Source organism: Nonomuraea bangladeshensis, from assembly GCF_039529455.1.
Lineage (GTDB): Bacteria > Actinomycetota > Actinomycetes > Streptosporangiales > Streptosporangiaceae > Nonomuraea > Nonomuraea bangladeshensis.
Genome location: NZ_BAAAMV010000004.1, coordinates 523,711 through 547,989, shown reverse-complemented (window position 1 = coordinate 547,989; position 24,279 = coordinate 523,711). Strand labels below are relative to the sequence as shown.

General features: G+C 71.2%; 19 protein-coding genes and 1 pseudogene. 10 read left to right on the top strand and 10 right to left on the bottom strand.

The window, feature by feature from the left end:
• Window positions 1–20: 20 nt before the first annotated feature.
• Complete coding sequence (locus tag ABD292_RS14405; RefSeq protein WP_344207683.1) at window positions 21–932, bottom strand: helix-turn-helix transcriptional regulator; 912 nt, start codon at window positions 930–932, stop codon at window positions 21–23.
• A gap of 102 nt (window positions 933–1,034) precedes the next feature.
• On the opposite strand from ABD292_RS14405, the gene ABD292_RS14400 reads away from it, so the two are divergent.
• On the top strand, window positions 1,035–1,577 hold the full coding sequence (locus tag ABD292_RS14400; RefSeq protein WP_344207681.1) for a cyclophilin-like fold protein: 543 nt from the start codon (window positions 1,035–1,037) through the stop codon (window positions 1,575–1,577).
• A gap of 84 nt (window positions 1,578–1,661) precedes the next feature.
• Here ABD292_RS14400 and ABD292_RS14395 read toward each other — a convergent pair whose 3' ends face one another.
• Entirely contained in the window at window positions 1,662–2,699 is a 1,038-nt protein-coding gene (locus tag ABD292_RS14395) for a rhamnogalacturonan acetylesterase (RefSeq protein ID WP_344207680.1), read from the bottom strand.
• A gap of 375 nt (window positions 2,700–3,074) precedes the next feature.
• Here ABD292_RS14395 and ABD292_RS14390 point away from each other — a divergent pair, with 375 nt between their 5' ends.
• From ABD292_RS14390 to ABD292_RS14380, 3 genes are all read left to right on the top strand, one after another.
• Entirely contained in the window at window positions 3,075–4,877 is a 1,803-nt protein-coding gene (locus ABD292_RS14390; protein ID WP_344207679.1) for a rhamnogalacturonan lyase family protein, read from the top strand.
• A 31-nt stretch (window positions 4,878–4,908) separates the two neighbouring features.
• Window positions 4,909–7,626, top strand: a complete 2,718-nt coding sequence (locus tag ABD292_RS14385) for an exo-rhamnogalacturonan lyase family protein (protein ID WP_344207678.1) — start codon at window positions 4,909–4,911, stop codon at window positions 7,624–7,626.
• Window positions 7,627–7,709: 83 nt separating this feature from the next.
• Entirely contained in the window at window positions 7,710–8,420 is a 711-nt protein-coding gene (locus tag ABD292_RS14380; protein WP_344207677.1) for an endonuclease/exonuclease/phosphatase family protein, read from the top strand.
• A gap of 13 nt (window positions 8,421–8,433) precedes the next feature.
• Here ABD292_RS14380 and ABD292_RS14375 read toward each other — a convergent pair whose 3' ends face one another.
• The 4 genes from ABD292_RS14375 to ABD292_RS14360 form a co-directional block, all read right to left on the bottom strand.
• Window positions 8,434–9,516, bottom strand: coding sequence for a LacI family DNA-binding transcriptional regulator (locus ABD292_RS14375; RefSeq protein WP_344207676.1), 1,083 nt, complete (start codon window positions 9,514–9,516; stop codon window positions 8,434–8,436).
• A gap of 118 nt (window positions 9,517–9,634) precedes the next feature.
• Window positions 9,635–11,290, bottom strand: a complete 1,656-nt coding sequence (locus ABD292_RS14370) for an extracellular solute-binding protein (RefSeq protein WP_344207675.1) — start codon at window positions 11,288–11,290, stop codon at window positions 9,635–9,637.
• Between the two features lie 21 nt (window positions 11,291–11,311).
• Window positions 11,312–12,202: a carbohydrate ABC transporter permease gene (locus ABD292_RS14365; RefSeq protein WP_344207674.1), complete on the bottom strand. Its 891-nt coding sequence runs from the start codon at window positions 12,200–12,202 to the stop codon at window positions 11,312–11,314.
• Complete coding sequence (locus tag ABD292_RS14360; protein ID WP_344207952.1) at window positions 12,199–13,167, bottom strand: ABC transporter permease; 969 nt, start codon at window positions 13,165–13,167, stop codon at window positions 12,199–12,201. Before ABD292_RS14360 ends, ABD292_RS14365 begins: the two co-directional genes overlap by 4 nt.
• A 202-nt stretch (window positions 13,168–13,369) precedes the next feature.
• On the opposite strand from ABD292_RS14360, the gene ABD292_RS14355 reads away from it, so the two are divergent.
• Together ABD292_RS14355 and ABD292_RS14350 are read left to right on the top strand one after the other, a co-directional pair.
• Window positions 13,370–14,383 carry a hydroxyacid dehydrogenase gene (locus tag ABD292_RS14355; RefSeq protein ID WP_344207673.1) on the top strand — a complete coding sequence of 338 codons (1,014 nt, stop codon included), beginning with the start codon at window positions 13,370–13,372 and terminating at the stop codon, window positions 14,381–14,383.
• 7 nt (window positions 14,384–14,390) lie between these two features.
• Window positions 14,391–16,430, top strand: a complete 2,040-nt coding sequence (locus ABD292_RS14350) for a hypothetical protein (protein ID WP_344207672.1) — start codon at window positions 14,391–14,393, stop codon at window positions 16,428–16,430.
• 7 nt (window positions 16,431–16,437) lie between these two features.
• On the opposite strand, the gene ABD292_RS14345 is transcribed toward ABD292_RS14350, so the two are convergent.
• Window positions 16,438–18,957: an excinuclease ABC subunit UvrA gene (locus ABD292_RS14345; RefSeq protein WP_344207671.1), complete on the bottom strand. Its 2,520-nt coding sequence runs from the start codon at window positions 18,955–18,957 to the stop codon at window positions 16,438–16,440.
• A 158-nt stretch (window positions 18,958–19,115) separates the two neighbouring features.
• Here ABD292_RS14345 and ABD292_RS48955 point away from each other — a divergent pair.
• A pseudogene (locus ABD292_RS48955) lies at window positions 19,116–19,373 on the top strand (helix-turn-helix domain-containing protein); the annotation flags it as partial.
• A gap of 198 nt (window positions 19,374–19,571) precedes the next feature.
• On the opposite strand, the gene ABD292_RS14340 reads toward ABD292_RS48955, so the two are convergent.
• The gene (locus tag ABD292_RS14340) at window positions 19,572–20,717 is read right to left on the bottom strand and encodes a DUF8189 domain-containing protein (RefSeq protein ID WP_344207670.1); all 1,146 of its coding nucleotides are present in this window, start codon (window positions 20,715–20,717) and stop codon (window positions 19,572–19,574) included.
• A 184-nt stretch (window positions 20,718–20,901) separates the two neighbouring features.
• On the opposite strand from ABD292_RS14340, the gene ABD292_RS14335 reads away from it, so the two are divergent.
• Both ABD292_RS14335 and ABD292_RS14330 read left to right on the top strand, forming a co-directional pair.
• Window positions 20,902–21,348, top strand: coding sequence for a hypothetical protein (locus ABD292_RS14335; RefSeq protein WP_344207669.1), 447 nt, complete (start codon window positions 20,902–20,904; stop codon window positions 21,346–21,348).
• Between the two features lie 9 nt (window positions 21,349–21,357).
• A complete protein-coding gene (locus ABD292_RS14330; protein ID WP_344207668.1) occupies window positions 21,358–21,624 on the top strand; it encodes a hypothetical protein in 267 nt (88 codons plus the stop codon).
• 12 nt (window positions 21,625–21,636) lie between these two features.
• On the opposite strand, the gene ABD292_RS14325 is transcribed toward ABD292_RS14330, so the two are convergent.
• Both ABD292_RS14325 and ABD292_RS14320 read right to left on the bottom strand, forming a co-directional pair.
• On the bottom strand, window positions 21,637–22,833 hold the full coding sequence (locus ABD292_RS14325) for an MFS transporter (RefSeq protein WP_344207667.1): 1,197 nt from the start codon (window positions 22,831–22,833) through the stop codon (window positions 21,637–21,639).
• A 3-nt stretch (window positions 22,834–22,836) separates the two neighbouring features.
• Complete coding sequence (locus ABD292_RS14320; protein ID WP_344207666.1) at window positions 22,837–23,724, bottom strand: MBL fold metallo-hydrolase; 888 nt, start codon at window positions 23,722–23,724, stop codon at window positions 22,837–22,839.
• 114 nt (window positions 23,725–23,838) lie between these two features.
• On the opposite strand from ABD292_RS14320, the gene ABD292_RS14315 reads away from it, so the two are divergent.
• Window positions 23,839–24,276 carry a MarR family winged helix-turn-helix transcriptional regulator gene (locus ABD292_RS14315; protein WP_344207665.1) on the top strand — a complete coding sequence of 146 codons (438 nt, stop codon included), beginning with the start codon at window positions 23,839–23,841 and terminating at the stop codon, window positions 24,274–24,276.
• Window positions 24,277–24,279 lie beyond the last annotated feature (3 nt).

The window sequence follows — 24,279 nt, the reverse complement described above, 5'->3', positions numbered from 1 at the left end:
GATCCACGGCGACGGTCGCGTCAGGGGCGTCCCATGCGTGGGTGGCCCGTGTCCTGGGGGCGCTCGGGGTGTTCTTGGGTGGCGGACCAGGAGGCGAGCAGGCGTAGCGCGTCCTCGGAGGGGGAGCCGGGTTCGGCGGTGTAGATCGTCATGGACAGGCCGGGCTCGGCGCGCAGGTCCATGCTCTCGTAGGTGAGGGTGAGGTCGCCTACGACGTGGTGGCGGAAGTGCTTGACGCCGGTGCCGTGGGTGCGGACGTTGTGGGCCGCCCATCGGCGGCGGAAGTCGTCGCTTCGGGTGGACAGCTCCCCGACCAGGTCATGCAGGCCCTTGTCGTGCGGGTCCTGGCCGGCGGCGGTGCGTAGGTTGGCCACGGTCATGTCGGCGGCCAGGTCCCAGTCGGGGAAGAAGCGGCGTGCCGCGCTGTCGAGGAAGGTGAAGCGGGCGAAGTTCGGCGGCCGGGTCGGGCCGGCGTACAGATCGCTGTACAGATCGCTGTACAGGGCCCGGCCCAGGTGGTTGGCGGCCAGCAGGTCGGAGCGGTGGTTGCCGATGATCGCCGGGGCGGTGGCGATGGCGTCGAGCATCCACTGGAGGGTGGGCCGTGCGGTCGGCTGCTTGGGGCGGCGTCGGCGCAAAATGGCGTTGCTGCCGTCGGCCTCGTGCGCGAGGCGCAGCAGGTGGGCGCGTTCGGCGTCGTCCAGGTGCAGGGCGCGGGCGAGCGCGTCGAGGACGCCGGCCGAGACTCCGGCCAGGTGGCCGCGTTCGAGCTTGGCGTAGTACTCCACGCTCATCCCGGCCAGGGCGGCGACCTCGCTGCGCCGGAGGCCGGGAACGCGTCGTCGCCCGGCTACGGGCAGGCCCGCCTGCCCGGGCGTGATCTTCGCGCGGCGTGAGGTGAGGAATGCCCGCACTTCGGACCGGTTGTCCATGCCGCAACGGTACGTCAGGCTCTGCGGCACGTGGGATGTACTGGGAGTACACCCATCGGCAGAGACTTCCTCGGCCGGGCTGGGGCGGGTGTGCTGGCTGCCATGAGCGAGGTTGTGATCGCGGCCGCCGCCGCTGGGATCCGCCGCCTGGCGGCCTGCCTGCTGGCCGGCCTCCTGGCGGGGTGCTCGGCGCCGGCAGGCCCGCTGGGCGCCGGGACGAGGACGCTGCCGGTGTCGTCGCCGCGCGTGGCGGGCGCCGGGTCGGGGGTGCCCGTGGTGCTGCGGTTCGGCGATCAGGTCGTCGCCGCGAGGTTGACCGACACGATGGTGTCGCGGCAGTTCATCGCGATGCTCCCGTTGACCGTGCAACTGGCGGACGCGTGGGGGCAGGCGAAGGCGGGGCCCCTGCCGCGACCGCTCACGGCCGGGGGAGGCGGTACGCCGGTTCACGATCCCGCCGCGGGTGGCATCTACTTCTGGCCGGTGAGCGGGATGATCGCCGTCTACTACGACGACCTCGGCCAGACGGTGCCCGATCCGGGGCTGGTCCGGCTCGGCGTCGTCGAGGCCGGTCTGGACGACCTTTCCCGCGCGGGCCGGCGTCTCACGGTCCGGATCGAGCCGGTCGGCAGCGGATCGAGGTAGAGGACGGCGCGCCCCGGGCTGCTCGTCCCCTTCCTCGTTCGATGGTCCAGGGAACCGGCTGACATTTGCGCCGTCCTGCCCCGGTCACGGGTGGATGAGGTGGGCTGCGCGCAGCTCCTCGACGGCGAGTGCCGCGTACTGATGGGCGCCGTACTCGGACAGGTGGGTGTTGTCGCCGTTGACGTCGGTGAGGTAGATCGGCTTGGAGCCCTCGGGGCCGAGGGATTCGACGAGTTGCTCGGTGCGGGCGGTGAGGTCGATGAGCGGGACGTTCTCGGCAGCGGCGACCGCTCGGGTCTCGGCGGGCAGGTTCACGTCGCCGTGGATGATGAGGCCGAGGTCGTTGAGCTGGGTGCCCTGGAAGCGGCGGCGTACGACGGAGGAGACCAGCACGGGCCGGCCGCCCTGCTCGCGTACGCCGGCGACCATGGCCGAGAGGTTGGCGCGGAAGTCCTCGGCGGTGGTGGTCTTGTCGTTGTGGCCGAACTGGATGAGGACGAGGTCGCCGCGCTGGATGCGGGGCTTCATCGCGGGGAAGAACGCCTCGCCGTCGCGGAAGGTGACGCTGCTCTCGCCGCTGTCGGCGTGGTTGACGACGGAGAGGCCCCGGCCGAGGAAGGAGGGCAGCGCCTGTCCCCAGCCGTAGTAGGGGTGGCTGCTCTGGTCGCAGGCGGTGGAGTCGCCGGCGATGAAGAGCTGGCGGACGCGGCGGGCGGGGGCCACCTTGATCCTGGCGACGTGCGGGGCCGGGCCGTCGAAGGTCAGGGTCAGGCCGGGCGTGCCGAGCGGGCCGGTGGGCTCGCCCTCGGGCTCGCGGACGTTGACGGTGAAGCCGCGGCGAGCGAACGCGCCCGGTTCTGTCGCGGTGAGCGGCACCATCGAACGTCGGACCTCGGCGTGCACGGAGGTCTGTGCGGCGACCTGGGCGTCGCCGAGGACGACCGTCACGTCGTAGTTGCCGGTGGGGACGTCGAACGTGCAGACGATGGGCGACGTGCCGGTGCAGTGGGATGCCAGGTCCTCGTACGGCCGTGGGGGATGTCCGTGGGCCAGGGCGGGGGAGCCGATGAGCAACGGGGAGAGCAGGGCGGCGATGGCGAGCAGGGGGCGGCGTTGTCTCACTGGGCTCCTCGGGTAAGCGCTTTCCGGAGGCTTGCGAACAAGTCGCGGGGGCTCGTGGTGGACACCCGGATTTAAACGGTTTCTCGGGGGTTGTGCAAGCAGGGGAGGCGGATTCAGAGGTGGTGCTCGGCAGGATGTCATGAGACCGCCTGGTATCCGGTTTGTGTTGAATCCCTGTTCAGGGCTGCTCAGCGACGTCGCGCAGGCGAGATGCGCAGGCCGGCGTCAGGGTAAGGCTTGACGGGCGTTCCTGCCTATGGTCCGATGACATCCACGTAAACGGTTCAACTCGTGAGAGTTTCGACGAGCCGCATCATCTCCTCTGCTCCCGGCCGGATCAGTGACCGGCTCCCCCCTCGTGACAAGGAGACGTTCATGCATGCCTTACGCCGACATCGAGCTATCGTCGTTCTGCTCGCCTGTACGGCGCTGACCGCGCCCCCGGCGTCGGCCGCCCCCACGCAACAAGCGGCGGCCGCACGTCCGATGGAGAACCTGGGGCGCGGCGTCGTGGCCGTGCGTTCCAGCAGCACGAACGTGCTGGTGACCTGGCGGCTGCTGGGGCTGGACCCTGACGGGATCGGCTTCAACGTCTACCGGTCCACCGCCGGCGGCTCGTACGTCAAGCTCAACTCCTCCGCCCTGACCGGCGGCACCAACTACACCGACTCCACGGCCGACCTCACCAAGGCCAACAGCTACCGGGTCCGGCCGGTGGTCAACGGCGCGGAGCAGACGCCGAGCGCCGCCTTCACGCTGAGCGCCGGCCACGCGACCGAACCCGTCGTCCGCGTCCCCCTGCGGGCGGGCGGGCCGGTGAAGTTCGTCTGGGTGGGCGACCTCAACGGCGACGGGGAGTACGACTACGTGCTCGATCGTCAGACCTCACCCCAGACGATCGAGGCCTACCGCAACGACGGCGTCTTCCTCTGGTCGGTGAATCTGGGGCCGAACAGCACCGACCAGGACAACATCGAGCCCGGCTCGTCCACCGTGGACGTGGGCCACTGGGACGGCGTCACGGTCCACGACCTCGACAGCGACGGCCGGGCGGAGGTGGCGGTACGCATCGCCAACGGGGTGGTCTTCGGCAACGGCACGACGTACACCGGCCTGCCGAGCGACACCCACCAGGCCATCGCCATCCTCGACGGCCGGACCGGCGCGCTGCGGGCGAGCGCCCCCGTGCCGACCGACTACCTCGCCGACGGCCCGATGGGGGCCCGCCTCGGCGTCGGCTACCTCGACGGCGTGACGCCGAGCCTGGTGGCGTACATGAAGAACCGGGTCGGCGACGGCGGCTTCAACCTCATGTTCACCGCGTGGAAGCTCTCGGGCGGCACGCTGAGCAGGCAGTGGAAGTGGCTGCGCGGCTCGCAGGCCGCCCCCGACGGGCACAACACCCGCATCATCGACCTGGACCAGGACGGCGATGACGAGATCGCCGAAATCGGGTTCGCGCTCAACGGCGACGGCACCCTGCGCTACAGCCTGGCCGACGAGGGGGTCGTGCACGGCGACCGCTGGCACGTCGCCGACATGGACCCCCGCCGGGCCGGCCTGGAGGGGTACGGCGTGCAGCAGGACAACCCGAGCGGCCTGCGCGAGTACTACTACGGCGCCAAGAACGGCAACATGCTCTGGCAGCACGTCGAGGCCGGCGTCGGCGACGTCGGACGCGGCATGGCCGCCGACATCGACCCGCGCCACCTGGGCATGGAGGTCTGGTCGTTCTCCGGTGTCTACAACGCCCGCACCAACACGCTCACCCAGGCCATCGGCCCCTGGCCGCATCTGAGCGTGCTCTGGGACGGCGACCTGACCACGGAGCTGTTCAACGACGGCCGGATCGAGAAGTGGGACCCCGCGACGGGAGGCGTGTCACGGCAGGTGACCACGTGGAACTTCGGCGCGGTCAACAACGGCACGCAGTATCCCGCGCTGATCGGCGACATCCTCGGCGACTGGCGCGAGGAGGTGGTGATGACCACTCCCGAGTACGACGAGCTGCTCGTCTTCACCACCGACAGGCCGACCACCACCCGGCTCTACACGCTCGCCCACAACCCGGCCTACCGCAACGACCTGACCGTCAAGGGCTACCTGCAGGACCACCACGTCGACTACTACCTCGGCAACGGCATGACCACGCCGCCCCGGCCGAACATCAGCTACTGATCCCCTGTCGTACGGAAGGAGTTCGATTTTCGTGGTTGAAATCAGCCGGCGGTCCATGCTGGCCACCACGGCGGCGGGCGCCGCGGCGGCGCTGGCCTTCCGCGGTGCCAGTCCCGCCGCGGCGCAGGCCACCCCGACGGCCGCGCCCGTGGATCTGAAGGGGCATGACCCGATCACCTTGACCTGGCTCGAAGGCGGCGCCCCCGCCGAGCTGACCGGCGGAACGACGTGGGGCGTGCCGTGGCCGCGCGGCGCGTTCGCGCCTGAGCAGCAGTTCACCCTCACCACCGAGGCGGGCGCCCAGGTGCCGGTGCAGTCGTGGCCGATCGGCTTCTGGCCGGACGGCTCGGTGAAGTGGACCGCGCACGCGGTGAGCGGGGCCGAGCCGCGCGCGCGGACGTACCGGCTGGCCGCGGGAACGGCGGCGCAGCCCGCGAAGCCGGTGGTCGTCAGGACCGCCGGCGGCCAGGTCACCGTGGACACCGGGGTGATCACGGTGGCGTTCGGGCGCTCGGGCGAGCACCTGGTCAAGTCGATCACGCGGGGCGCGACCGTCGTCGCCAAGGACGGCCGCCTCATCGCCTCCCGCCAGGACAAGCCCGAGGAGGCCGGCAAGACCGAGTCGTTCACCGGCCATGTCTCGTCGGTGAAGGTCGAGCAGAACGGCCCCGTCCGGGCGGTGGTCAAGGTGGAGGGCAGGCACAAGAAGGGGCGGCGCGAGTGGCTGCCGTTCACGGTGCGGTTCTACCTGTACGCGGGCTCCGACGCGATCCGCGTGGTGCACACCTTCGTCTACGACGGCGACGAGGGCAAGGACTTCGTCAACGGCCTGGGCGTGCGCTTCGCCGTGCCGATGCGGGGCGAGCTGCACGACCGGCACGTGCGCTTCGCGGGCGAGGGCGACGGCGTGCTGGCCGAGGCCGTACGCGGCGTCACCGGTCTGCGCCGCGACCCCGGCCAGGCCGTCCGGCAGGCCCAGTACCAGGGCAAGGCCACCCCCGACCCGGCCACCTGGGACCAGCGCGTCACCACGCGCCTGCACTGGATCCCGGCCTGGGGCGACCACCGGCTGAGCCAGCTCAACGCGCACGGCTTCGAGATCCACAAGCGCACCAAGGAAGGCCACTCGTGGGTGCGCGTGGACGGCGGGCGCCGGGCCGCCGGGCTCGCCTACGTCGGCGGGCCGACCGGCGGGCTCGCGTTCGGCATGCGGAACTTCTGGCAGCTCTGCCCGACCGAGCTGGAGATCACCGGCGCCGCCTCCGACGAGGCGCAGGCCACGGTGTGGATGTGGTCGCCCCGGGCGGGCGCGATGGACCTGCGGTTCTACCACGACGGCATGGGCCAGGACACCTACCCGGAGCAGCTCGACGCCCTGGAGATCACCTACGAGGACTACGAGCCCGGCTTCGGCACCCCGTACGGCGTCGCGCGCACCACCGAGCTGACGTTCTGGGCGCTGGAGGCCACCCCGGCGAGCGAGCGCTTCGCCCGGCTCGCCGACGCCAACGCCACCCCGCCCCTGCTGATCAGCCCGCCTCGGCACAACCACGCGGCCGGCGTGTTCGGCTCCTGGTCACCGGTGGACCGGTCGGTCCCGGCCAAGGCGGCGCTGGAGGACAGGCTCGACCTGGTGCACAAGTACCACCGCGAGCAGGTGGACCAGCGCTCCTGGTACGGATTCTGGGACTACGGCGACATCATGCACAGCTACGACGGCGACCGGCACGTGTGGAGCTACGACGTCGGCGGCTACGCCTGGGACAACTCCGAGCTGTCCACCGACCTGTGGCTCTGGTACCACTACCTGCGCACCGGGGACGCGCAGGCGTTCCGCTTCGCCGAGGCGATGACCCGCCACACCAGCGAGGTGGACATGTACCACCTCGGCAAGTGGCGCGGCCTGGGCACCCGGCACGGCGTCATGCACTGGGGCGACAGCGCCAAGCAGGTGCGCATCAGCAACGCCGGCTACAAGCGCTTCTACTACTTCCTGACGGCCGACGAGCGGATCGGCGACGTGCTGCACGACCTGATCGACTCCGACCGCAGCTTCCTCGTGCTCGACCCCGTACGCAAGCTGGGCGGCCGGCCGTTCGACCCGGACCCCAAGGCGCTCGGCGTCGGCACGACCACCGACTGGGGCGCCCTGGCGATGGCGTGGCTGACGGAGTGGGAGCGGGGCGGCGACCCGATCGCCCGCACCAAGCTGGTCAACGGCGCCACCACGATCGCGGCGCTGCCCAACGGCTGGGTGCAGGGCGGGGACGTCACGTACAACCTGGCCGACGGCCGCTTCGCCCCGATGACGGAGAAGTCGGTGAGCATCGGCAGCCTCAGCTCCGTCTTCGGGCTCATCGAGGTCATGACCGAGCTGATCGGCCTGATCGACGACCAGGCCGTGAAGGCGAAGTGGGTGGAGTTCTGCCGCCTCTACAACGCGACCAAGGCCGAGCAGAAGGAGGTCACCGGCGCCGACTGGGGCAACCTCAACCTCAGGCAGGCCTACTCGCGGGCCACCGCGTACGCGGCCGTGCAGCTGAACGACCAGGCCCTCGCCAAACGTGCCTGGCAGGAGCTGCGCACCGGCCACGCCGGCTACCCCGACAACCATCCGTTCGCCTCGCGGCGGGTCGAGGGGTCGGCCGTGCTGAACCCGGTGGACGAGGCGAATCTGTCGACGAACGCCAGCGCACAGTACGGCCTGGCCGTCTTCCAGTGCCTCGCCCTGGTCGGAGAGCACATCTGAGGTGATCGTGCCGAGGCCCGCCGGAACCGGTGCCGGCGGCCCCCGGCGGATCCCGACTCCGTGCCTCAGTAGGATGACGACCCATGATCACCGTGATGACCTGGAACGTTCTGCACCGCATCCACGCGGAGAACTGGGGTGCGGACATCCCGGCGCGCTGGCCGGACGAGCCGGAGCGGATCGCCGCCGTCTCGGCCCGGCTCGCCGGCCGCGCCGAGCAGGTCATCGCCCTGCAGGAGGTCAGCGGGGACCAGCTGGCCGCCCTGCGTCGTGCCCTGCCCGGCCGGACGGTCCATGCCCTGACCTATCCGCGTGTCCCGGCACCGCGCAACGGCGCCTCCCCCCTCGACGATCCGCGCGAACACCTCGTGCTGGCGGTGGACGGACCGGCCCGGCAGGTCGCCGCCGAACCCTTCGAGGAAGATCCGGGCAAGGGTCTGCTCGCCGTCCGGACCGCCGGGGTTCTCGTGATCGCCGTCCACGTGAGCTCCGGTGAACGGAGCGCGCGCCAGCTGGAACGCCTTTCGGAGCTGGCCGCCGCCTCGCCGGAGCCGGTCGTCCTGCTCGGTGACTTCAACACCGACCGGGCCGCCGTGCTCGCCGGCCTCGGCCCCGCGTTCACCGTCGCGGACCTCCCGCCGGACGCGCTGCCGACCCGGCCGCGCACGGAGGGCACGAAGTCGCCGTTCATCGACCACGTGGTCGTACGCGGAGGCGAGGCCCGCGACGCGGCCGTCGAGGACGCGGACGGCCTGTCGGACCACAATCTCGTGCGTGCGAGGGTGACCGCCTGAACAGCGCCGGGAGTCACTCCCGCGGTGGCGCGGGCTTCAGCGTGCGGACCGAGTCGCGCACGACGATGTGCGTGCCGAGCATGACGTGGCCCGTGCCGGCCTCGCCGGACCCGCGTTCCAATGCCATGCGGACGGCCGTGCGGCCGAGCTCCTCGTGCGGCACGTGGACGGTGGTGAGGTCGATGTCGGCGGCGGTGGGCAGGTCGTCGAAGCCGACCATGGAGATGTCGTCGGGCACCCGCAGCCCATGCTCGCGCAGCGCCTGCCGGGCGCCGGCCGCGAGGAGGTCGTTGCCGGCGAAGACGGCGGTGAAGTCGGCCGGTCCCGCCGCGAGGCGCTCCCGGATCATGCGGTAGCCCTCGCTGCGCTCCATCGTGCCGTCGATCTCCAGACCGGGGTCGTGGGCGACGCCGAAGTCGGCCAGGGCCCGGCGGTAGCCGGCGACGCGGCTGTCGGGCGTGGTGTAGCCCTCGCGGCGGCCGAGGAACAGGATGCGCCGATGGCCGGCCGAGAGCAGGTGGCTGGTGATGGCGTAGGCGCCGCCGGTGTTGTCGTACTCGACAACGAGGGCGGGCACGTCGGGGCCCAGCGTGGGGCGGCCGCACAGGACGAGCTGGGAGCCGGCGGCGGCCAGGGCGCGGGCGTAGTCGGCCATGCGCTCGCGGTAGGCGTCGTTGTTGACGACGTTGCCGACGAGGATCACGCATTCGGCCTGCTCCTGCCGCATGAGCTGGACCGTGGCGAGCTCGCGCTCGGGGTCGCCGCCGGTGGTGCCGACGATGCAGAGCTTGCCTTCGAGGGCGGCCTGGGTCTGGACGCCCTGGGCGACGTGCGCGTAGTGGGGCGACACGACGGAGGTGACGATGATGGCGACGCTGCGGCTGCGGGCCCCGGCCAGGCCGCGGGCGTTGGCGTTGGCGACGTAGTCGAGCTCGCGGACCGCCTTCATGACCTTGCTGCGGGTGGCGGGGGCGCTGGGGTAGGAGCCGGACAGGATGCGGGAGACCGTGGCGACGGACACGCCGGCGTGGGCGGCCACGTCGCGGATCGTCACCGCCCGCCGGTCCTCACCCTCGGATGTCGCGCGCCGGGACATGCACCCTCACCTGTCAGGTCTATGGCTGGTAAACCGGTTGCATCGATCGTTTCGCTCCCCTGCGGAGGTGTCAAATCGTACCTCTCCCGGGGCCGGGTGGAAGCGGTTGCACCCGGCGTCACTGGTTCGCCGCGTACTCCTCGGCCAACTCCCCGGCCATCTGGTCGCCGCCGGTCCGCTTCCACTGGGCGACGACGTCCTTCCAGGCCGACAGCGGCTTGCGGCCGAAGGCGATGGCCGCGATGCCGTCCCCGAGGATCTGGTTCAGCTGGGCGCCCTTGCTCACCTGGGTGGCCGAACGCAGCCCCTGACCGGGATTGGGGACGCTCTTCGGCAGCGTCGCCTGCTGCCACTCGTAGGTGGCCTTGGCCGTCTCCGGATGGCCGGGGAGGTAGAGGACCGACGGCGCGGCACCGATGTAGCGGAAGGGGAGGGTGTTGTTGTTCTCCGTCTGGTAGAGGTCGGTGGTCTTGATGCCGCCGTCCTCCTTGGTGAAGTGCACGCCCTCGACGCCGTAGTTGGCCAGCTCGTACTCCTTGGTGCCGAACGGGGCGCTGAGGTAGTCGCTGATGCGCAGCAGCAGTTTGATCCGGTCGGCGGGGGCCTTCTTGAAGGTGACGTAGCCGAACATGCCGGCGCTCTGCCAGGGCGTGGCCTGCGGGCTGTACGGGCGGCCCAGGTCGAGCTCGTACCTGCCGTTGATCTTGGTGAGGGTGGTCGGCGACAACGACCCGAAGCCGTCCTGGGAGGAGGCGACCGTGCCGTTGTAGAAGTAGCTCTGCATGTCGGTGGAGCTGACGGTGAGGCTGTCGGGATGCACCGACTCGGCCTCCACCAGCTTGCGCATGACGTCGATGGCCTGCTCGAACTGCGGAGTGGTGATCGTCGAGGTGAACTGGCCGCCCGAGACCGCCCAGATGTTGGGCGCGCCGAGCGCGCCGGCGTGGTAGCTGATGCAGCCCAGGCCGGTGAAGAGCGTCTTGTACCAGCCGAGCCCCCACTTGCGCTCGCCGCTGAGCTCCTTCATCGCGTCCAGGTACTGCTCGGCGGTCCAGTCCTTGGGGATGCCCGCCTCGTCCATGGCCGTGCGGTTGACGAACAGGCTGTTGGCCGGCATGGGCCGCTCCAGCGGGATGCCGTAGATCTTGCCGTTGATCCGTCCCATGCCCTTCCAGGCGTAGGTGGGGATGTTGGCCAGGTTCGGGTACTGCTTGACGGCGTCACCCGCGACGAACTCCGACAGGTCGGCGCACCGGGCCTGGATGAACTCCAGGGAGTGCGGCAGCGCCAGGTTGGTGAACATGATGATGTCCGGCAGGTCGCTGCCCGAGGCCATCAGGGTGGTCATCTTCTGGCCGTACTCGGGGTCGGGGATGATGGTCACCTGCAGGTCGACGTTGAGCGCCTTGTTGATCGCCTGCCAGTACCGGTTCTGGGCGACGGGCGCGGGCGGCGGGCCGTACGTCACGACCAGCGCGGTCACCTTCGAGCCGTCGCCGACGGTGTCGTCGACCGACTGCGTCAGCGTCTCCGGGTACGTCAGGTAGAGCGGCTGTACGCCGGTGTCGTCGCCCGGCGCGTCCGGCTTCGGCCCGGCGAAGGGCACGTAGGTCGGCCAGGGCGCCAGCTGCTTGCCCGCGTTGGAGACGCCGCCGGTGCCCGAGCCGCCGCCACTGCCGCCGCCACAGGCGGACAGCAGGGGTGCGGCGGCCAGGCCGAGGGCTCCCGCGCCGGCCATTCTGAGCAGGCCGCGACGGTTCATGATGTTGTCCATGACGAGGTTCCTTCGGGGGGTTCAGGCCTTGAGCGCGCCGGTGAGCACGCCCTTGGCGAAGTAGCGCTGCAGGAACGGGTACACGCACACGATCGGCAGGGTGGCCAGGATGACGACGGCCATCTGGACCGACTGCGGCGAGGCCGTGGCCATCTCGCCCGCCGTCTCGGACAGGGAGGCGCCGCCGGTGACGTACTGGCGCAGGACGGTGCCGATCGGCCACTTGCTCTGGTCGTTGAAGTAGATGATCGCCTCGAAGAAGCGGTTCCAGTACGACACCGCGTAGAACAGGCCGATCACCGCGATGACCGCCTTGGACAGCGGCAGCACGACCTTGCGCAGGATCGCCAGCTCGCCGGCGCCGTCCATGCGGGCGGCGTCGATCAGCTCCTGCGGGATCGACTGGAAGAAGCCGCGCATCACGACCAGGTTGAACACGTTGATCAGGAACGGCAGGATCAGCGCCGCGTAGTTGTCCACCAGGCCGGCGCTCTGCACGACCAGGAACAGCGGCACCATGCCGGGCGGGAACAGGAACGTGAACAGCACCAGCAGCAGCATCGGCTTGCCGCCGTAGACCTTCGGCCGGCTCAGCGTGTACGCCAGCGCGATGGTGCAGGCCAGGCTCAGAGCCGTGCCGACCAGCGTGATGCCGGTGCTGATGACCAGGGCGCGGGTGATGATGCCGCCGGCCAGGATGTCGCCGTAGGCGTCGAAGGAGAACTCCGTCGGCCAGATCACCCAGCCGCCGTTGTCGATGACGTTCTGCGGGCTCGCGAGGCTGGTGGCCAGCACCGTCCACAGCGGGAAGAGCACCAGCAGCACGACGACGCTCAGCGCGACCGCCTTGAGCGCGCGGACGGCGACGGTGGGGCGCCCCATCCAGGCGGGCGCTTGCGTGGTGGTGCTCATGCCTTGTAAACCCCCTGCTCACCGAGCCGGTGCGCCACTTTGTTGGCGGTGTGGATGAGGACGACGCCGATCACGCCCTTGAACAGCCCGACGGCGGCGGCGTAGCCGAAGTCGCCGCCCGCGAAGGCGGTGAAGTAGACGAACGTCTCCAGCACCTCGCCGGTCTCCGGGCCGACCGACTGGCGTTGCAGGAAGAACTGCTCGAACCCGATCGACAGGAACTCGCCCAGGCGCAGCACCAGCAGCAGCACGATGACCGGGCGGATGGCGGGCAGGGTGACGTGCCACAGGCGGCGGCCCCAGCTCGCGCCGTCGATGGCGGCGGCCTCGTACTGCTGCTCGTCGACCTGCGACAGCGCGGCCAGGAAGATGATGGTGGCCCAGCCGCACTCCTTCCAGACGAGCTGGGCGACCACCAGCGGCCCGTACGCGTCCGGGTTCCCGATGATCGAGATGCTGCCCGCGCCCAGGTCGGACAGCCAGCCGTTGACCACGCCCGCGCCGCCGAGCATCTGCTGGAACAGCGCCAGCACGATCACCCACGACAGGAAGTGCGGCAGGTAGACCACGCTCTGCACGAACTTCCTGACCGTGTCGCCGACGATGCTGTGCAGCAGCAGGGCGAGAGCCAGCGGGGCAGGGAAGAAGAACACCAGTTGCAGGACGGCGATCGTCAGGGTGTTGCGCACCGCGTTCCAGAACCCGGGGTCGGTGAGCATGCGCTCGAAGTGCGCCAGGCCCACCCATTCGCTGCCCGAGATCCCGAGGAACGGGACGTAGTTCATGAACGCCAGCACGTTGCCGAACATCGCGCCGTAGTGGAAGACCAGGAAGTACACCAGGCCCGGCACCGCGATGAGCAGCAGCACGCGGTCGGCGCGGATGCGGCGCAGGCGGTTGTGCGCCGTCCCTGTCCTCTCGGTGGGCGGGCTGGCCGCGCCGGTGTCGCTGCGGACCCGCGTCATGCTCACGTGCTACGCCTCTCTCGCGTGCCCAGCTCGAAACAGAATGTTCATCAACATAAAGCGGTTACATAGGACCGTCAATAGCGGTCTCATGGAGTCTTCCTGGAGAAGCAGCGTTGTGACGGGGGACGTGATCTCGTACAGTTGCCTCGAACTGAGGAAGCGTTTACATGAAGGTCCCACGTCTCATAGGAGCTGATCCGTGCTACGGCGACCCGTCGCGGTCTTCGCCATCGCCCCCTGGGCGTTCGGCGACGTCTTCCCGGCCGATCTGCTCACCCGGTTACGGCAACTGGCCGACATCGACCCGGCGACCACCTTCACCTCGTTCGAGGGACCGGAGGCCGCCGCCGCCTTGGCGGAGGCGAACATCCTGCTCACCGGCTGGGGAGGCCCGCGCGTCGACGAGGCGGTGCTGACGGCCGCGCCCCGGCTGCGGGCCGTCATCCACGCCGCCGGCACCGTCAAGGCCCGCGTCGCTCCCGCCGTGTACGACAGGGGCGTCGTCGTGTCCTCGGCGGCCGACGCCAACGCCGTCCCGGTGGCCGACTACACCCTCGCCATGCTCGTCCTGGGCGCCAAGCGCGCCTTCACCCGCGCCCGGCGCTACGCCGCCGCCCGCGAGGACGGCCCCAGGGACTGGCTCTCCGGCGACGGCACCGGCCTGCACGACTGCACGGTGGGCGTGATCGGCGCCTCCCGGATCGGCCGGCTGGTGCTGCGCCGTCTGCGGGCCTTCGACGTGGAGGTGCTGCTGTACGACCCCCACGTGAGCACGGCCGAAGCCGCGGCCCTCGGCGTCGAGCCGGTGAGCCTCGATGAGCTCTGCCGCCGCGGCGACCTCGTCACCGTGCACGCCCCCGCCCTGCCCGAGACCCGCCACATGCTCGACGCCCGCAGGCTCGCCCTGCTGCCGGACGGCGCCGTCGTCGTCAACACCGCCCGCGGCTCGTTGATCGACACCGAGGCGCTGACCGCGGCGTGCGCCACGGGCCGGATCTCCGCCATCCTCGACGTGACCGACCCCGAACCGCTGCCACCGGGGCATCCGCTCTTCGCCCTGCCCAACGTCCTCGTCACTCCGCACCTGGCCGGTGCGCAGGGGCGTGAGATGCGCAGGCTCGGCGAGTTCGCGGTGGCCGAGGTCGGCAGGTTCGCCAACGGTGTGCCGCTGCTCGGACAGGTCGAGCCGGCGCAACTTCCCTACATCGCCTGAGGTCAGGATGACGAAGACGTTCATGTTCGGCGGGGGCGGCGTCGAGCTGGGCCCCGACGGAGCGCCGGCGGCGTTCCTGCATCCCCGGGACCCCGGCCGGGTCTATCTCCTCAGCGAGGCACTGGAGGAATGGCATGGTCCTGATCACTCCTGGGGCTCAGGTTTCGTCATCACGCCCGAGGGGTCCGGCCGATGGCAGACCGCGAACGCGGTGGACTGGCACGCCGGCGGCGTGACCGCGTGGCATCGGCCGCGAGCGGACCTGGAGCTGAGCATCGAGCGCCGCACCGACGGCGACCACTGGGCCGAGACCTACCGGTGGACGAACACCGGCGACCGCGCCGTCGAGATCACGGGGCTGGCGCTGAACGTGCCGGTACGTGACGTCTACGACGGGGCGCGGTCGGCGTTGGCCCACGGTTGCCACGCGCACGTCTTCACCGGCGGCGCGTGGTCATGGATCCTGGCCGAGCCGATGTCCGGGGCGGCGCCGCTGCTCGGGGTGATCGTGCGGGAGGGGAGCCTGTGGGCGTACTCGGTCGAGTCCCGCAACCGGCGCACCTCGTCGAACGCCCGAGGCCACCTCCTCGTCCACCCGACCGATCATGCCCGAAACCCCGACGCTTTCGGCGGGCAGCCGATCCTGACGCTGGCCGCGGGGGAGAGCCACACGCTGTCGTGGGAGCTCGGCTGGTACGACAGCCGCGAGGCGTTCCTCGCCGCCACGGACGCTCCGGCGCGGCTGCCCTCGCTGACCGCGCCGCTCGGCTCGAAGCCGGCGGTAGAGCTCGCCGCCGGAACGAAGCTCCTGTCCGGGGAGACCGCTGTCCGCCACGGCGTCCAGCACCTCGACCTGGAGCGCGACGGGCGCACGAGCCGTACGGCGGTCGCCTTCCTGGCCCCGGTCCGGCTGCTCACCGAGGCACGGGTCGAACGCATCCTCCACGAACACCGGCCGGTCGAACGGCCGGATCCCGAGCGGCACGCGTTCGTGCCCGTGGACACCCGCACCGGGTTACGTCAGACGGAGAATGGCTGGCCCGACTGGACCGACGGCGCCGAGCGGACCGGGATGGCCGTGCTGCTGCAACAGGCGCGGCGGCGCGGCTGGGGCGACCGGCAGGCGATCGACGACGCGCTGCGGGGATTCGCGCGCTTCGCCCGGGAACGGCTCGTCCAGCCGGACGGCTCCGTCCATCGCGGCAGCCGGCCCGGTGCCGAGCCGTTGCGGCTCTACAACACGCCGTGGCTCGCGCACTTCTTCCTCGACCAGTTCCATCTCTACGGCGACGGCGCCGACCTGGACCTCGCCGCGTCCCTTCTGGAGTCCGGCTACGCGTTGGGCGCCGCCGACCATCTCCTGATCGGGCACCCCGAGGCCGTCGCCGGGGTCGCCGACGCACTGGAGGGCCAGGGCCATCCGGAGCGGGCGGGCTCGCTGCGCGAGGCCCTGATCGACCACGCCGATCGCTTCGTGGACCTCGGCACCGACCTGCCGGCGCACGAGGTCACGTACGAACAGTCGATGGTCGCGCCGCTGGTGAGCCTGTTCGCGACCGCGTACGCCCTGCGGCCCGACGAGCGCTTCGTCGCCGCGCTGCGTCCCGCGGTGACGTGGCTGCGGGCCTTCGGAGGGCCGCAGCCGCACGTGCGGCTGCGTGACATCGGCATCCGGCATTGGGACGGCTACTGGTTCGGCATCGACCGGCAGTGGGGCGACGTGTTCCCGCACTACTGGAGCGTCCTGACCGCGGTGGCCCTCCGCCGGCTCCCCGCACAGCTGCAGACCGAGGAGAGCCGGCGGACCGCGGACGCGATCTTCGCGGCCAACCTCGTCGACTTCACCCCCGACGGCCGCGCGACCTGCGCCTTCGTGATGCCGAGCTGCGTGGACGGCCGCCCGGCCCATCGTCCGGACCCCCTGGCCAACGACCAGGACTGGGCCCTGGCGCTCCTGCTGCGAACGACCGGACCCTCGGTCAGCGGCATGACAGGCGGCGCCGGCGCGGGAAGCGGGGCTCTGACTCACCCATGCTCGCCTCTGTGAGAGGGCATCAGCAGCGCGCACCTTCTCGCACTTCCAGGAGCGGCAGGCCCGCCGCGTACCGGCGGAGGAAACGAGCGGTCGGGGTGTCCGCGGTCGCGACGGCGTCCGGGGTTCCCTCCGCGATCACCGTGCCCCCGTCCGGACCGGCTCCCGGCCCCAGGTCGATCACCCAGTCCGCGGACGCGGCGACGGGGATGTCATGTTCGGCCACGACGACGGTGTTGCCCGAGTCGAGCAGCACGTCGAGCGCGTCCACCACACGCTGGATGTCCGACGGGTGCAGGCCCGAGACGGGTTCGTCGAGAACGACGAGGCCGGCCTTGCGGCCCGCGGCGCCGCGCTGGATGGCGGACGCCAGTTTCAGCCGCTGCGCCTCGCCGCCGGACAACTCGGTGGCGCTCTGACCGAGCTGGAGATAGCCGAGCCCGACCTGGTTCAAGGCTCCCAGGATCTCCGCGAGTTGCCGGGGCTCGGAGAACCGCTCCACGGCCTCGGCGACGGTCAGCTCCAGCACCTGATCGATGGCCAATCCCCGATACCTGATCTCCAAGGCCTCCGGCTTGTAGCGCCGGCCCTCGCACGCGTCGCAGACCACCCACACATCGGGCAGGAAGTGCATGTCAACCAGCTTGCGGCCGTAACCGGTGCAGGTTTCGCAGCGGCCGCCGCCCGCGGTGTTGAAGCTGAACCAGGAGGCCTTGACCCCGCGTTCGCGCGCCACGTCCGTCTCGGCGAACAGCTGGCGGACGATGTCGAACGCCTTGCTGTACGTGGCCGGGTTGGACCGCGGCGTGCGCCCGAGCGGTTCCTGATCGACGACGGCGACCCAGTCGAACCCCTCCAGGCCGGTCACCTGCCGCACCATGTCCGTCCTCGTCCCGTTCAGCGCGGCCTCCACGCTCGCCGCGAGCGCGCCGAGCAGACTGCTCTTGCCGCTGCCGCTCACCCCCGTCAGGCAGGTGAGCCGACCGGCGGGGAAACGCACCAGGTCCGCGGTCATGTTGTGCGCGCGCAGGCCGTGCAGCTCCACCCAGCCGATGTCATCCCCTGCCGGACGGCGGGTCCGGCGCAGCCGCGGCCCCTCACCGGCCAGATAGCGTCCGGTCAGCGACGTCGGATGGGCGGCCGCGGCCGCGGGAGGCCCCGACACCAGGACCTCACCGCCGAGGCGGCCCGCGCCGGGCCCCATGTCGATCACCCAGTCGGCCCGGGCGATCAGTTCGGGGTCGTGCTCGACCAGGAGCACCGTGTTGCCGGCCTTGCGCAGCTCCAGGGCGATGTCGAGCAGATGCGCCTTGTCCGCCGGATGCAGCCCCGCCCCAGGCTCGTCCAGGACGAAGATGAGACCGCTCAGCTCGGTGCTGAGCTGCGCGGCGAGCCGGGTCCGCTGCAACTCGCCGCCGGACAACGTCGCGGCGCTCCGGGACAGCTGGAGATGGGCCAGGCCGAGCCGGTCGAGTATCCCGAGCCTGCGGCCCAGGTCCTGCAGCAGCGGCTCACCCACCTCGCGCTGCCGGGCGCCCAGGTCGCCGGCCACCCGCTCCGCCCAGCTCCGCACCTCCCGTACCTCCACCTCCAGCAGGTCGGGATAGGTCAGCCCGCCGAGCCGCACGGACCGGGCCACCTGGTCGTATCCGCTGCCGCCGCAGGCGTCGCACGGCTGCTTGCGCATGTACGGCAGGTAGCGCTGCTTGGCGCTGGAGGTCTGGGCGTTCATGAACACCCGCTCCACCTCGGCGAGCGCGCCCCGCAGCGGCTGGCTCGAGGTGTAGGTCACCGAGACCGTCTCCTTCTTGCTCGTCATGTCGACGGTCGCCTCGACCTTCTCCTCACCGGTGCCGTACAGGACACAGTGACGGAACTCCTCCGGCAGCGACCGCCACGGCAGGCCGAGATCCACACCCCGTTTCTCGGCCAGCGCCGGCACGAACGCGTGCTCCCCCGAACGCCACTTGGCGTACCAGGGCGAGGCCCCCTCGAAGAGCGGAAGCTCCGGATGGGTGATGACCAGGTCCTCCTGCGCCTGCCAGCGCCCGCCCACGCCGTGGCAGTCCGCACAGCTCCCCTCCGGCGTGTTCCGGTCGAAATGAGCGGTCGTCAGGTGCCCGTTCCCACCCTGCGCCGCCGGGTCCGCGCCGACGCCCGGAAGGCGCGAGTACAACAGCCCCAGATGCCCGTCGATACCGGTGATCGTCGCCACCGTGGACCGGGGGTTGCGGTTCAGACGGCGTTGGTCGACCGCGAGCGTCGCGCCGAGTCCCAGGATGCGGTCGACCTTCGGCCGGTTGCGCTGCGTGATGTACTGCCGCACGAACGGCGAAAGCCCCTCCAGATAGCGCAGCTGGGCCTCATGGTGCAGGGTGTCGATGGCCAGCGAGGTCTTGCCGCTGCCACTGACCCCGGTGAAGGCGATGAGGCATCCCTTGGGGATGCTCACCGACACGTCCCGCAGGTTGTTGGTACGAGCCCCCACCACCTCGATGGTCTCGCACCGCACCCCTGCGACGTCCTGTACGAACGCAGTCAACCTTCCTCCATCTTGACCAGGACCGGGACGTTGTCCCGGTCGAGGGAACCGATGGTCGCTCCAAAACCCGACGCCTTGTGTCATGTTTTCCAGCCGCGCCCTCGGCCGCCTTCCTCTCGCGTCACGAGGCCCTAGATGATCAGCCGTCGAAGCGGGTGATGATCTCCACTGCTTCGCCGGGTCGCAAGGAGACGGTGTCCTTGAGGCCGGCGTCGTGCGTATGGCGTTATGCCCAGGGAGACATGGTGGAGCTGAACTCGCTCAGGCATTTCCTGGTGGTGGCGCGACTGGAGCACCTCAGCCGGGCGGCCGACGAGCTTCGCGTCGCCCAGCCGTCGCTGAGCCGTACCATCGCCCGGTTGGAGAGCGAACTGGGCACACCGCTGTTCGACCGGAGCGGCCGGCTGCGGCTGAACGAGGCGGGCAAGCTCTTCCGCGACCAGGTCGAACGTTCCCTCGGCGAGCTGGAGGCCGGCCGGCGTGCCGTGGCCGAGGCCACCAGCGAGGGCCTGGGGACCGTGAGACTGGCGTCGGAGACCTTCCTCACCCTCACCGGCCCGCTGGCGGCTTACAAAGGTCGCCCGCGGCTCGAGAGAGGCGCGGGCGACCGTGGTTCAGCCGGCGGCCGGGCCCGGGATCGGGCTGTAGCCGCCGAACTTGTGCGGCGGCAGGACGGCGGGATTGGGCTCCAGGTTCAGGCCGAGGGCGCCGCTGCCGAGGCGGGCCAGCAGGAAGCCGGTGCCCGGGACGCTGGGACCGGTGCCGAACGCCGCCGGGTTGCCGGTGACGGTTCCGTCGATGCGCTCGAAGCCGCGGTAGGCCGCCTCGGAAGCGGTCGTCTTGTTGACGTACATGGCGTTGTCGGTGCCCCGGACGTAGAGGGCGGTGACGTTCGCCTGGTAGCTCAGGGCGACGTCGCTCGTGGCGCTGCCGCCGAGGGACCTCCAGGTGTAGGGCAGGGTGAACAGGTTGAGCACCCAGACGGCGTTGTCCGCGCCGCGGGCGGCGATGGAGCCGCCGCCGAAGATCGCGTCCTCCGCCACGGCGATGTTGCTGGTGACCCGCAGGTCCGCGAGCGGCTCGAAGGGGGTGACGCCGCTGGCCGCCACCCTGCTCACGTAGACGCGGTGGTCGGCGCCGCGGACGAACACCCGGACGGTGTCGTTCGGGAAGGCGAAGGTACGGGTGGCGGTGATGTCGCTGGTGGCGAAGCCGCCGAGGCTGCTCCAGCCGCTCCAGGCGCCGCCGGTGAGCTGGTTGGTCCAGACGGCGTCGTCGGTGCCGCGGGCGAAGATCCGCAGGCTGCCCGCGGGCGCGAGGTTGGGGACGAGCGCCTCGACGTCGCCGGTGACGGTCAGGCCGGGCACGTGCGCGTAGCCGGTGACGACGCCGGAGGGGGTGATCGTGTTGGTGTACACCTGGTCGTCGGTGCCCCGTACGAAGAAGTGGGTGCCCGCGGTGGTCACCACCACCGACGGGTCGCCGACGATCACCCCGCCGAGCGACTGGAAGGGCCCGAAGGAGGAGCCGGAGCGGGCGCTGTACAGCAGCGAGCCGTCGGCGCCGCGGGCGGCGACGCCGGTCGCCGTGGGCTGGGAGGTACGGTCGTAGGCGACGGCGGGAGTGCCGAGGTCGGGAAGGTCGGCCGCGTACGGGGCCGTCGCGGCGGCGGCGGAGGATCCGGGCGTCAGGACGCCCGCGGCCACGGCCAGGAGCAGGCCCGCGGTCAGGGTCTTGCGTAACCAGTGTGGCTGGACCATCGAAGTCCCTTCCGTTGGAGAGGTGACCGTGATTCGTCCGGCGCACGCGGGTGGATCACTGACGGCGCCAGGAGGCGCCAGGGGTAGGGCGGGCCTCACTGCCGACAAGGGGGTGTACGGCAATGCGGTGACACCCGGTGACCTGGAGCCTGGACGGTGGGTCTGGTCGTTCCCGGGAGGTCCCATGTCTCTCGTTCGCGCCGCGTTGCGCCGGGCGTCCCGGTGGCAGCGACCGTTGATGCTGATGGTCGCCTCGATGCTGCTCCTGCTGGTCGTCTCGGCGGCCGGGCTCGTGTTCGCCGACCGGATGCCGTCCGGCGCGCCCGTCTGGCTCAAGCTGCTCAAGCTCGCGGTGTCGATGGCCGTCTACGGGACGACCCTCGCCTGGATGTTCTCCCTGCCCAGCGGGGCAGGCGGCGGACCTCCGGGCCGGCCACCGTCCTCACCGTCTCCGGGTTCGCCGCCACCGCCGTCGTCGCAGCCGGTGACGGGACGCCGGGCGGGGGCGCGAGCAGGCGGCCGGCCCCGGCGCGACAGGTGCGGCCACAGCGGTCGTCGCCTCCACCGGCCACGGCGATCCGCACCGGCCCGCGTCCTGGGGTCGTCCTCCCCGAGGCTCAGCAACAGCTGAACTCCCGCCGTGGGACGTCCGCCCGCGGAGGTGCGATCGGCGGCGTTCCGCGCGCTCGCCGAGCTGCCGGGCGTGCGGCGGCTGGGCGCGATCGAAGGCGGCGAGGAGCTGCTGATCCAGAGCGGGAGGCATGAGAGCAGGCTGGTCGTCGATCCCGAGACGTCCCAGGTGATCCGCACCAGTTATCTCCCCACCGCCACAGGAGGGTCGATGGGGACGAAGCGCGACTTGTTCATCAAGCTGACCACGGGGTGGACGGACGAGCTTCCCCGGTAAGGTCCGCGCCCGTCACCCCGCTCGCCGCAGCAGCAGCGCCCCGGCGGTCATCGCCGCCGCCGCGGCGACGGCGGCCACGGCGGCGAGCAGGGCGGTGGCCGGGAATCCGAGGGCGCTGGAGAGGGCGCCGAAGGCGAACGGTGCGATGGTGGCGCCCGCGTACACGCCGATCTGCACGGTGTGCCCGGCGTCCTCGGTCCGGCCGGGCACCAGGCGCAGCGTGGTGGCGAGCAGGAGCCCGGTCCAGCCCCAGCCCGCGGAGAAGGCCAGGATGGCACCGAGGACGAACGTCGTCGCCGTCCCGATCGCGATCAGTGCCAGCCCGAGCCCGCCGGTGAGCATCATCGCGACGATCACCGCCGCGTTGCGGTGAGGAGCCCGGTCGGTGAGCGCCCCGGCGATGATCCGTACGGCGATGGCGAGCAGGGCGCTGAGCGACAACAGGTTGCCCGTGACGGTGGTGCCCAGCCCGGAGTGGGTGCCCAGTTCGACGAAGTACGTGGCCACCGCGTTGTTGCCGGTCGCGGAGAGCGCGGCGGCCAGCGCCCAGAGCACCAGGACCCGCCCGACCGTCCGTCGCTCGTCCCCGGCCTCCTTCGGCCTGACGGGCGGCGGACCGCCGGGCGCCCGGGCCAGCGGGACGAGCGCGACCGCTACGAGCGCGGCGGCACCCGCGACGAGCAGGGCGGTCCGCCAGCCGTACGCCGGGAGGACGAGGGCGACGAGCAGGCCGGGGACGAGGGCGGCCGCCCCCAGCGCCGCGCCGATCATGCCCGCGGCCAGCGAACGCCGGCGTTCCGGGACGCGTGCCGCGATCAGCCGGCTCGCCACCGGCTGGACGAGCGCGTTGCTCAGCCCGCCCACCAGCAGTGCCGCCGTCAGCAGCCCCGGCCCGGTCGCCCGTGACGCCACGACCATCACCACCGACGCGACCAGCGCCGCGACGGCGAGGACCGTGGGGACAGGCAACCGCGCCGCCACCCGTTTGGCGACGGGCGAGCCGAAGGCGGTGGCGGCGTAGAAGAGGCTCATGGCCAGCCCGACGGCGCTGCGGGAGAGGTGCAGGTCCGCTCCGATCGCCGGGGCCAGCGCCCCGACGGTGAAGCCGGGCGTCCCCGCCACGGTCGCGGTCAGCGCGGTCGCGGCGATTCCCGGCCAGTGCCGTACGGGCGAGCGGGTGGGCAGGCCGCGGGTGATGGTCGTCGGCATGGATCAGACGTCCAGGGGGCGCCAGGCGGGGCCGGCGCCGTCCCGGCGCACCTGCCCGAAGACCGCATCGGCGAAGTGGATGCCGAAGCCGATCGTGCCGGGCTCTTCCAGCTCGGCGAGGAGCTGACGCCGATGCCCGGCGGACCGGGCAGGGTCGTGGTCGTAGAGGCAGGACCATTCGGGGTGGTCCACCTGGATCGGTGAATGGAGGGCGTCGCCGAAGGCGATCAGCCGGGTTCCGCCGCCGGTGATGACGTACTGGGTGTGCCCGGCCGTGTGGCCGCCGGTGATCTGGGCCTTCACGCCGGGGAAGATCTCCTGGCCGTCCGTCACCGTACGCACGCGCGGCGCCAGCGCGGTGGCCTCCTCCTCGGTGACGCCCTGCGCGAGCAGGTCGCGTCGGGCCCATTCCGGTTCGGCCACCACATACTCGGCCCGGGTGAACACCGGCTGGTCACCGCCGGGGGCGGGGTGCCAGGCCCAGCCGAGATGGTCGATGTGCAGGTGGGTGAAGGCCACCGCCTCGATCTCCTGCGGCCTGCGGCCCAGCTCGGCCAGGCTGTCGAGCAGCGCGCCACCGTGAACGGCGCCGTTCGGGCTTCCCGGCTCGGCGGGCAGCGACACCGGGCCCCACCCGGCGTCGATCAGCAGGGCGCGGTCGCCGTTCTCCACCAGGAGTCCGCCGATGCTCGCCACGAGGTGGCCGGAGGCGTCCAGGTACTGCGGGTGGGCGGCCCAGGTCTCGTCGGTGGTGTCCGGCAGCCAGCTGCGCGGTCTCCCCTGGATGGCCCCGTCCGGCACGAAGGACACCTTCGTGTCGCCCAGCCGTACCGAGTGGATCCTCGCCGGCCGCCGTAGCCGCTCGTCCTGATGAACCGCGGAGTTCGACATGGTCGCGTTCCCTTCTTCGGGGGTCGGGTCGTCGGCCAGGCCACCATAAACTTCAAGCTTGAAATGGTCAAGCTTGAAAGATTCTGGCTTGATGTACTTGCTAGGATGGGGCGCATGACCACGTCCCCGCCGTCCTCGGAACCGCAGGCCGTCGCCGAGCGGGAGCTGTGCGGCCTGGTGAATGGACTGGCCCAGCAGATCGCCGTCCACGTACGCGAACGCGCGGTCACCCTGGGCCTCACCTCGGCCCAGGCGACCGCGCTGCGGGAGCTGACCGGCCCGATGACCATGCGGGAGCTCGCCGAACGCATGAGCTGCGAGCCCTCCAACGCCACGTTCATCGTCGACAAGCTCGAAAAGCAGGGCCTGATCGAGCGCCGTCCGCACCCCACCGACCGTCGCGCCAAGCAACTCGTCCTCACCCCGGAGGGCAACGCTCTGCGCGAACGGCTCCTCGAACTCCTCGTCCAGGACTCACCGCTGGCCGGCCTCACCGCCGAGCAGCAGCGCACCCTTCAGGACCTGCTCGAACGAGCCATCATCCGTCCATGAGCC

Bases quoted from the DNA above. Each gene is read 5' to 3' on its own strand.
- ABD292_RS14405 (WP_344207683.1), bottom strand. From the start codon at position 932: ATGGACAACCGGTCCGAAGTGCGGGCATTCCTCACCTCACGCCGCGCG.
- ABD292_RS14400 (WP_344207681.1), top strand. From the start codon at position 1,035: ATGAGCGAGGTTGTGATCGCGGCCGCCGCCGCTGGGATCCGCCGCCTG.
- ABD292_RS14390 (WP_344207679.1), top strand. From the start codon at position 3,075: ATGCATGCCTTACGCCGACATCGAGCTATCGTCGTTCTGCTCGCCTGT.
- ABD292_RS14380 (WP_344207677.1), top strand. From the start codon at position 7,710: ATGATCACCGTGATGACCTGGAACGTTCTGCACCGCATCCACGCGGAG.
- ABD292_RS14375 (WP_344207676.1), bottom strand. From the start codon at position 9,516: ATGTCCCGGCGCGCGACATCCGAGGGTGAGGACCGGCGGGCGGTGACG.
- ABD292_RS14370 (WP_344207675.1), bottom strand. From the start codon at position 11,290: ATGGACAACATCATGAACCGTCGCGGCCTGCTCAGAATGGCCGGCGCG.
- ABD292_RS14365 (WP_344207674.1), bottom strand. From the start codon at position 12,202: ATGAGCACCACCACGCAAGCGCCCGCCTGGATGGGGCGCCCCACCGTC.
- ABD292_RS14360 (WP_344207952.1), bottom strand. From the start codon at position 13,167: ATGACGCGGGTCCGCAGCGACACCGGCGCGGCCAGCCCGCCCACCGAG.
- ABD292_RS14350 (WP_344207672.1), top strand. From the start codon at position 14,391: ATGACGAAGACGTTCATGTTCGGCGGGGGCGGCGTCGAGCTGGGCCCC.
- ABD292_RS14340 (WP_344207670.1), bottom strand. From the start codon at position 20,717: ATGGTCCAGCCACACTGGTTACGCAAGACCCTGACCGCGGGCCTGCTC.
- ABD292_RS14335 (WP_344207669.1), top strand. From the start codon at position 20,902: ATGTCTCTCGTTCGCGCCGCGTTGCGCCGGGCGTCCCGGTGGCAGCGA.
- ABD292_RS14325 (WP_344207667.1), bottom strand. From the start codon at position 22,833: ATGCCGACGACCATCACCCGCGGCCTGCCCACCCGCTCGCCCGTACGG.
- ABD292_RS14320 (WP_344207666.1), bottom strand. From the start codon at position 23,724: ATGTCGAACTCCGCGGTTCATCAGGACGAGCGGCTACGGCGGCCGGCG.
- ABD292_RS14315 (WP_344207665.1), top strand. From the start codon at position 23,839: ATGACCACGTCCCCGCCGTCCTCGGAACCGCAGGCCGTCGCCGAGCGG.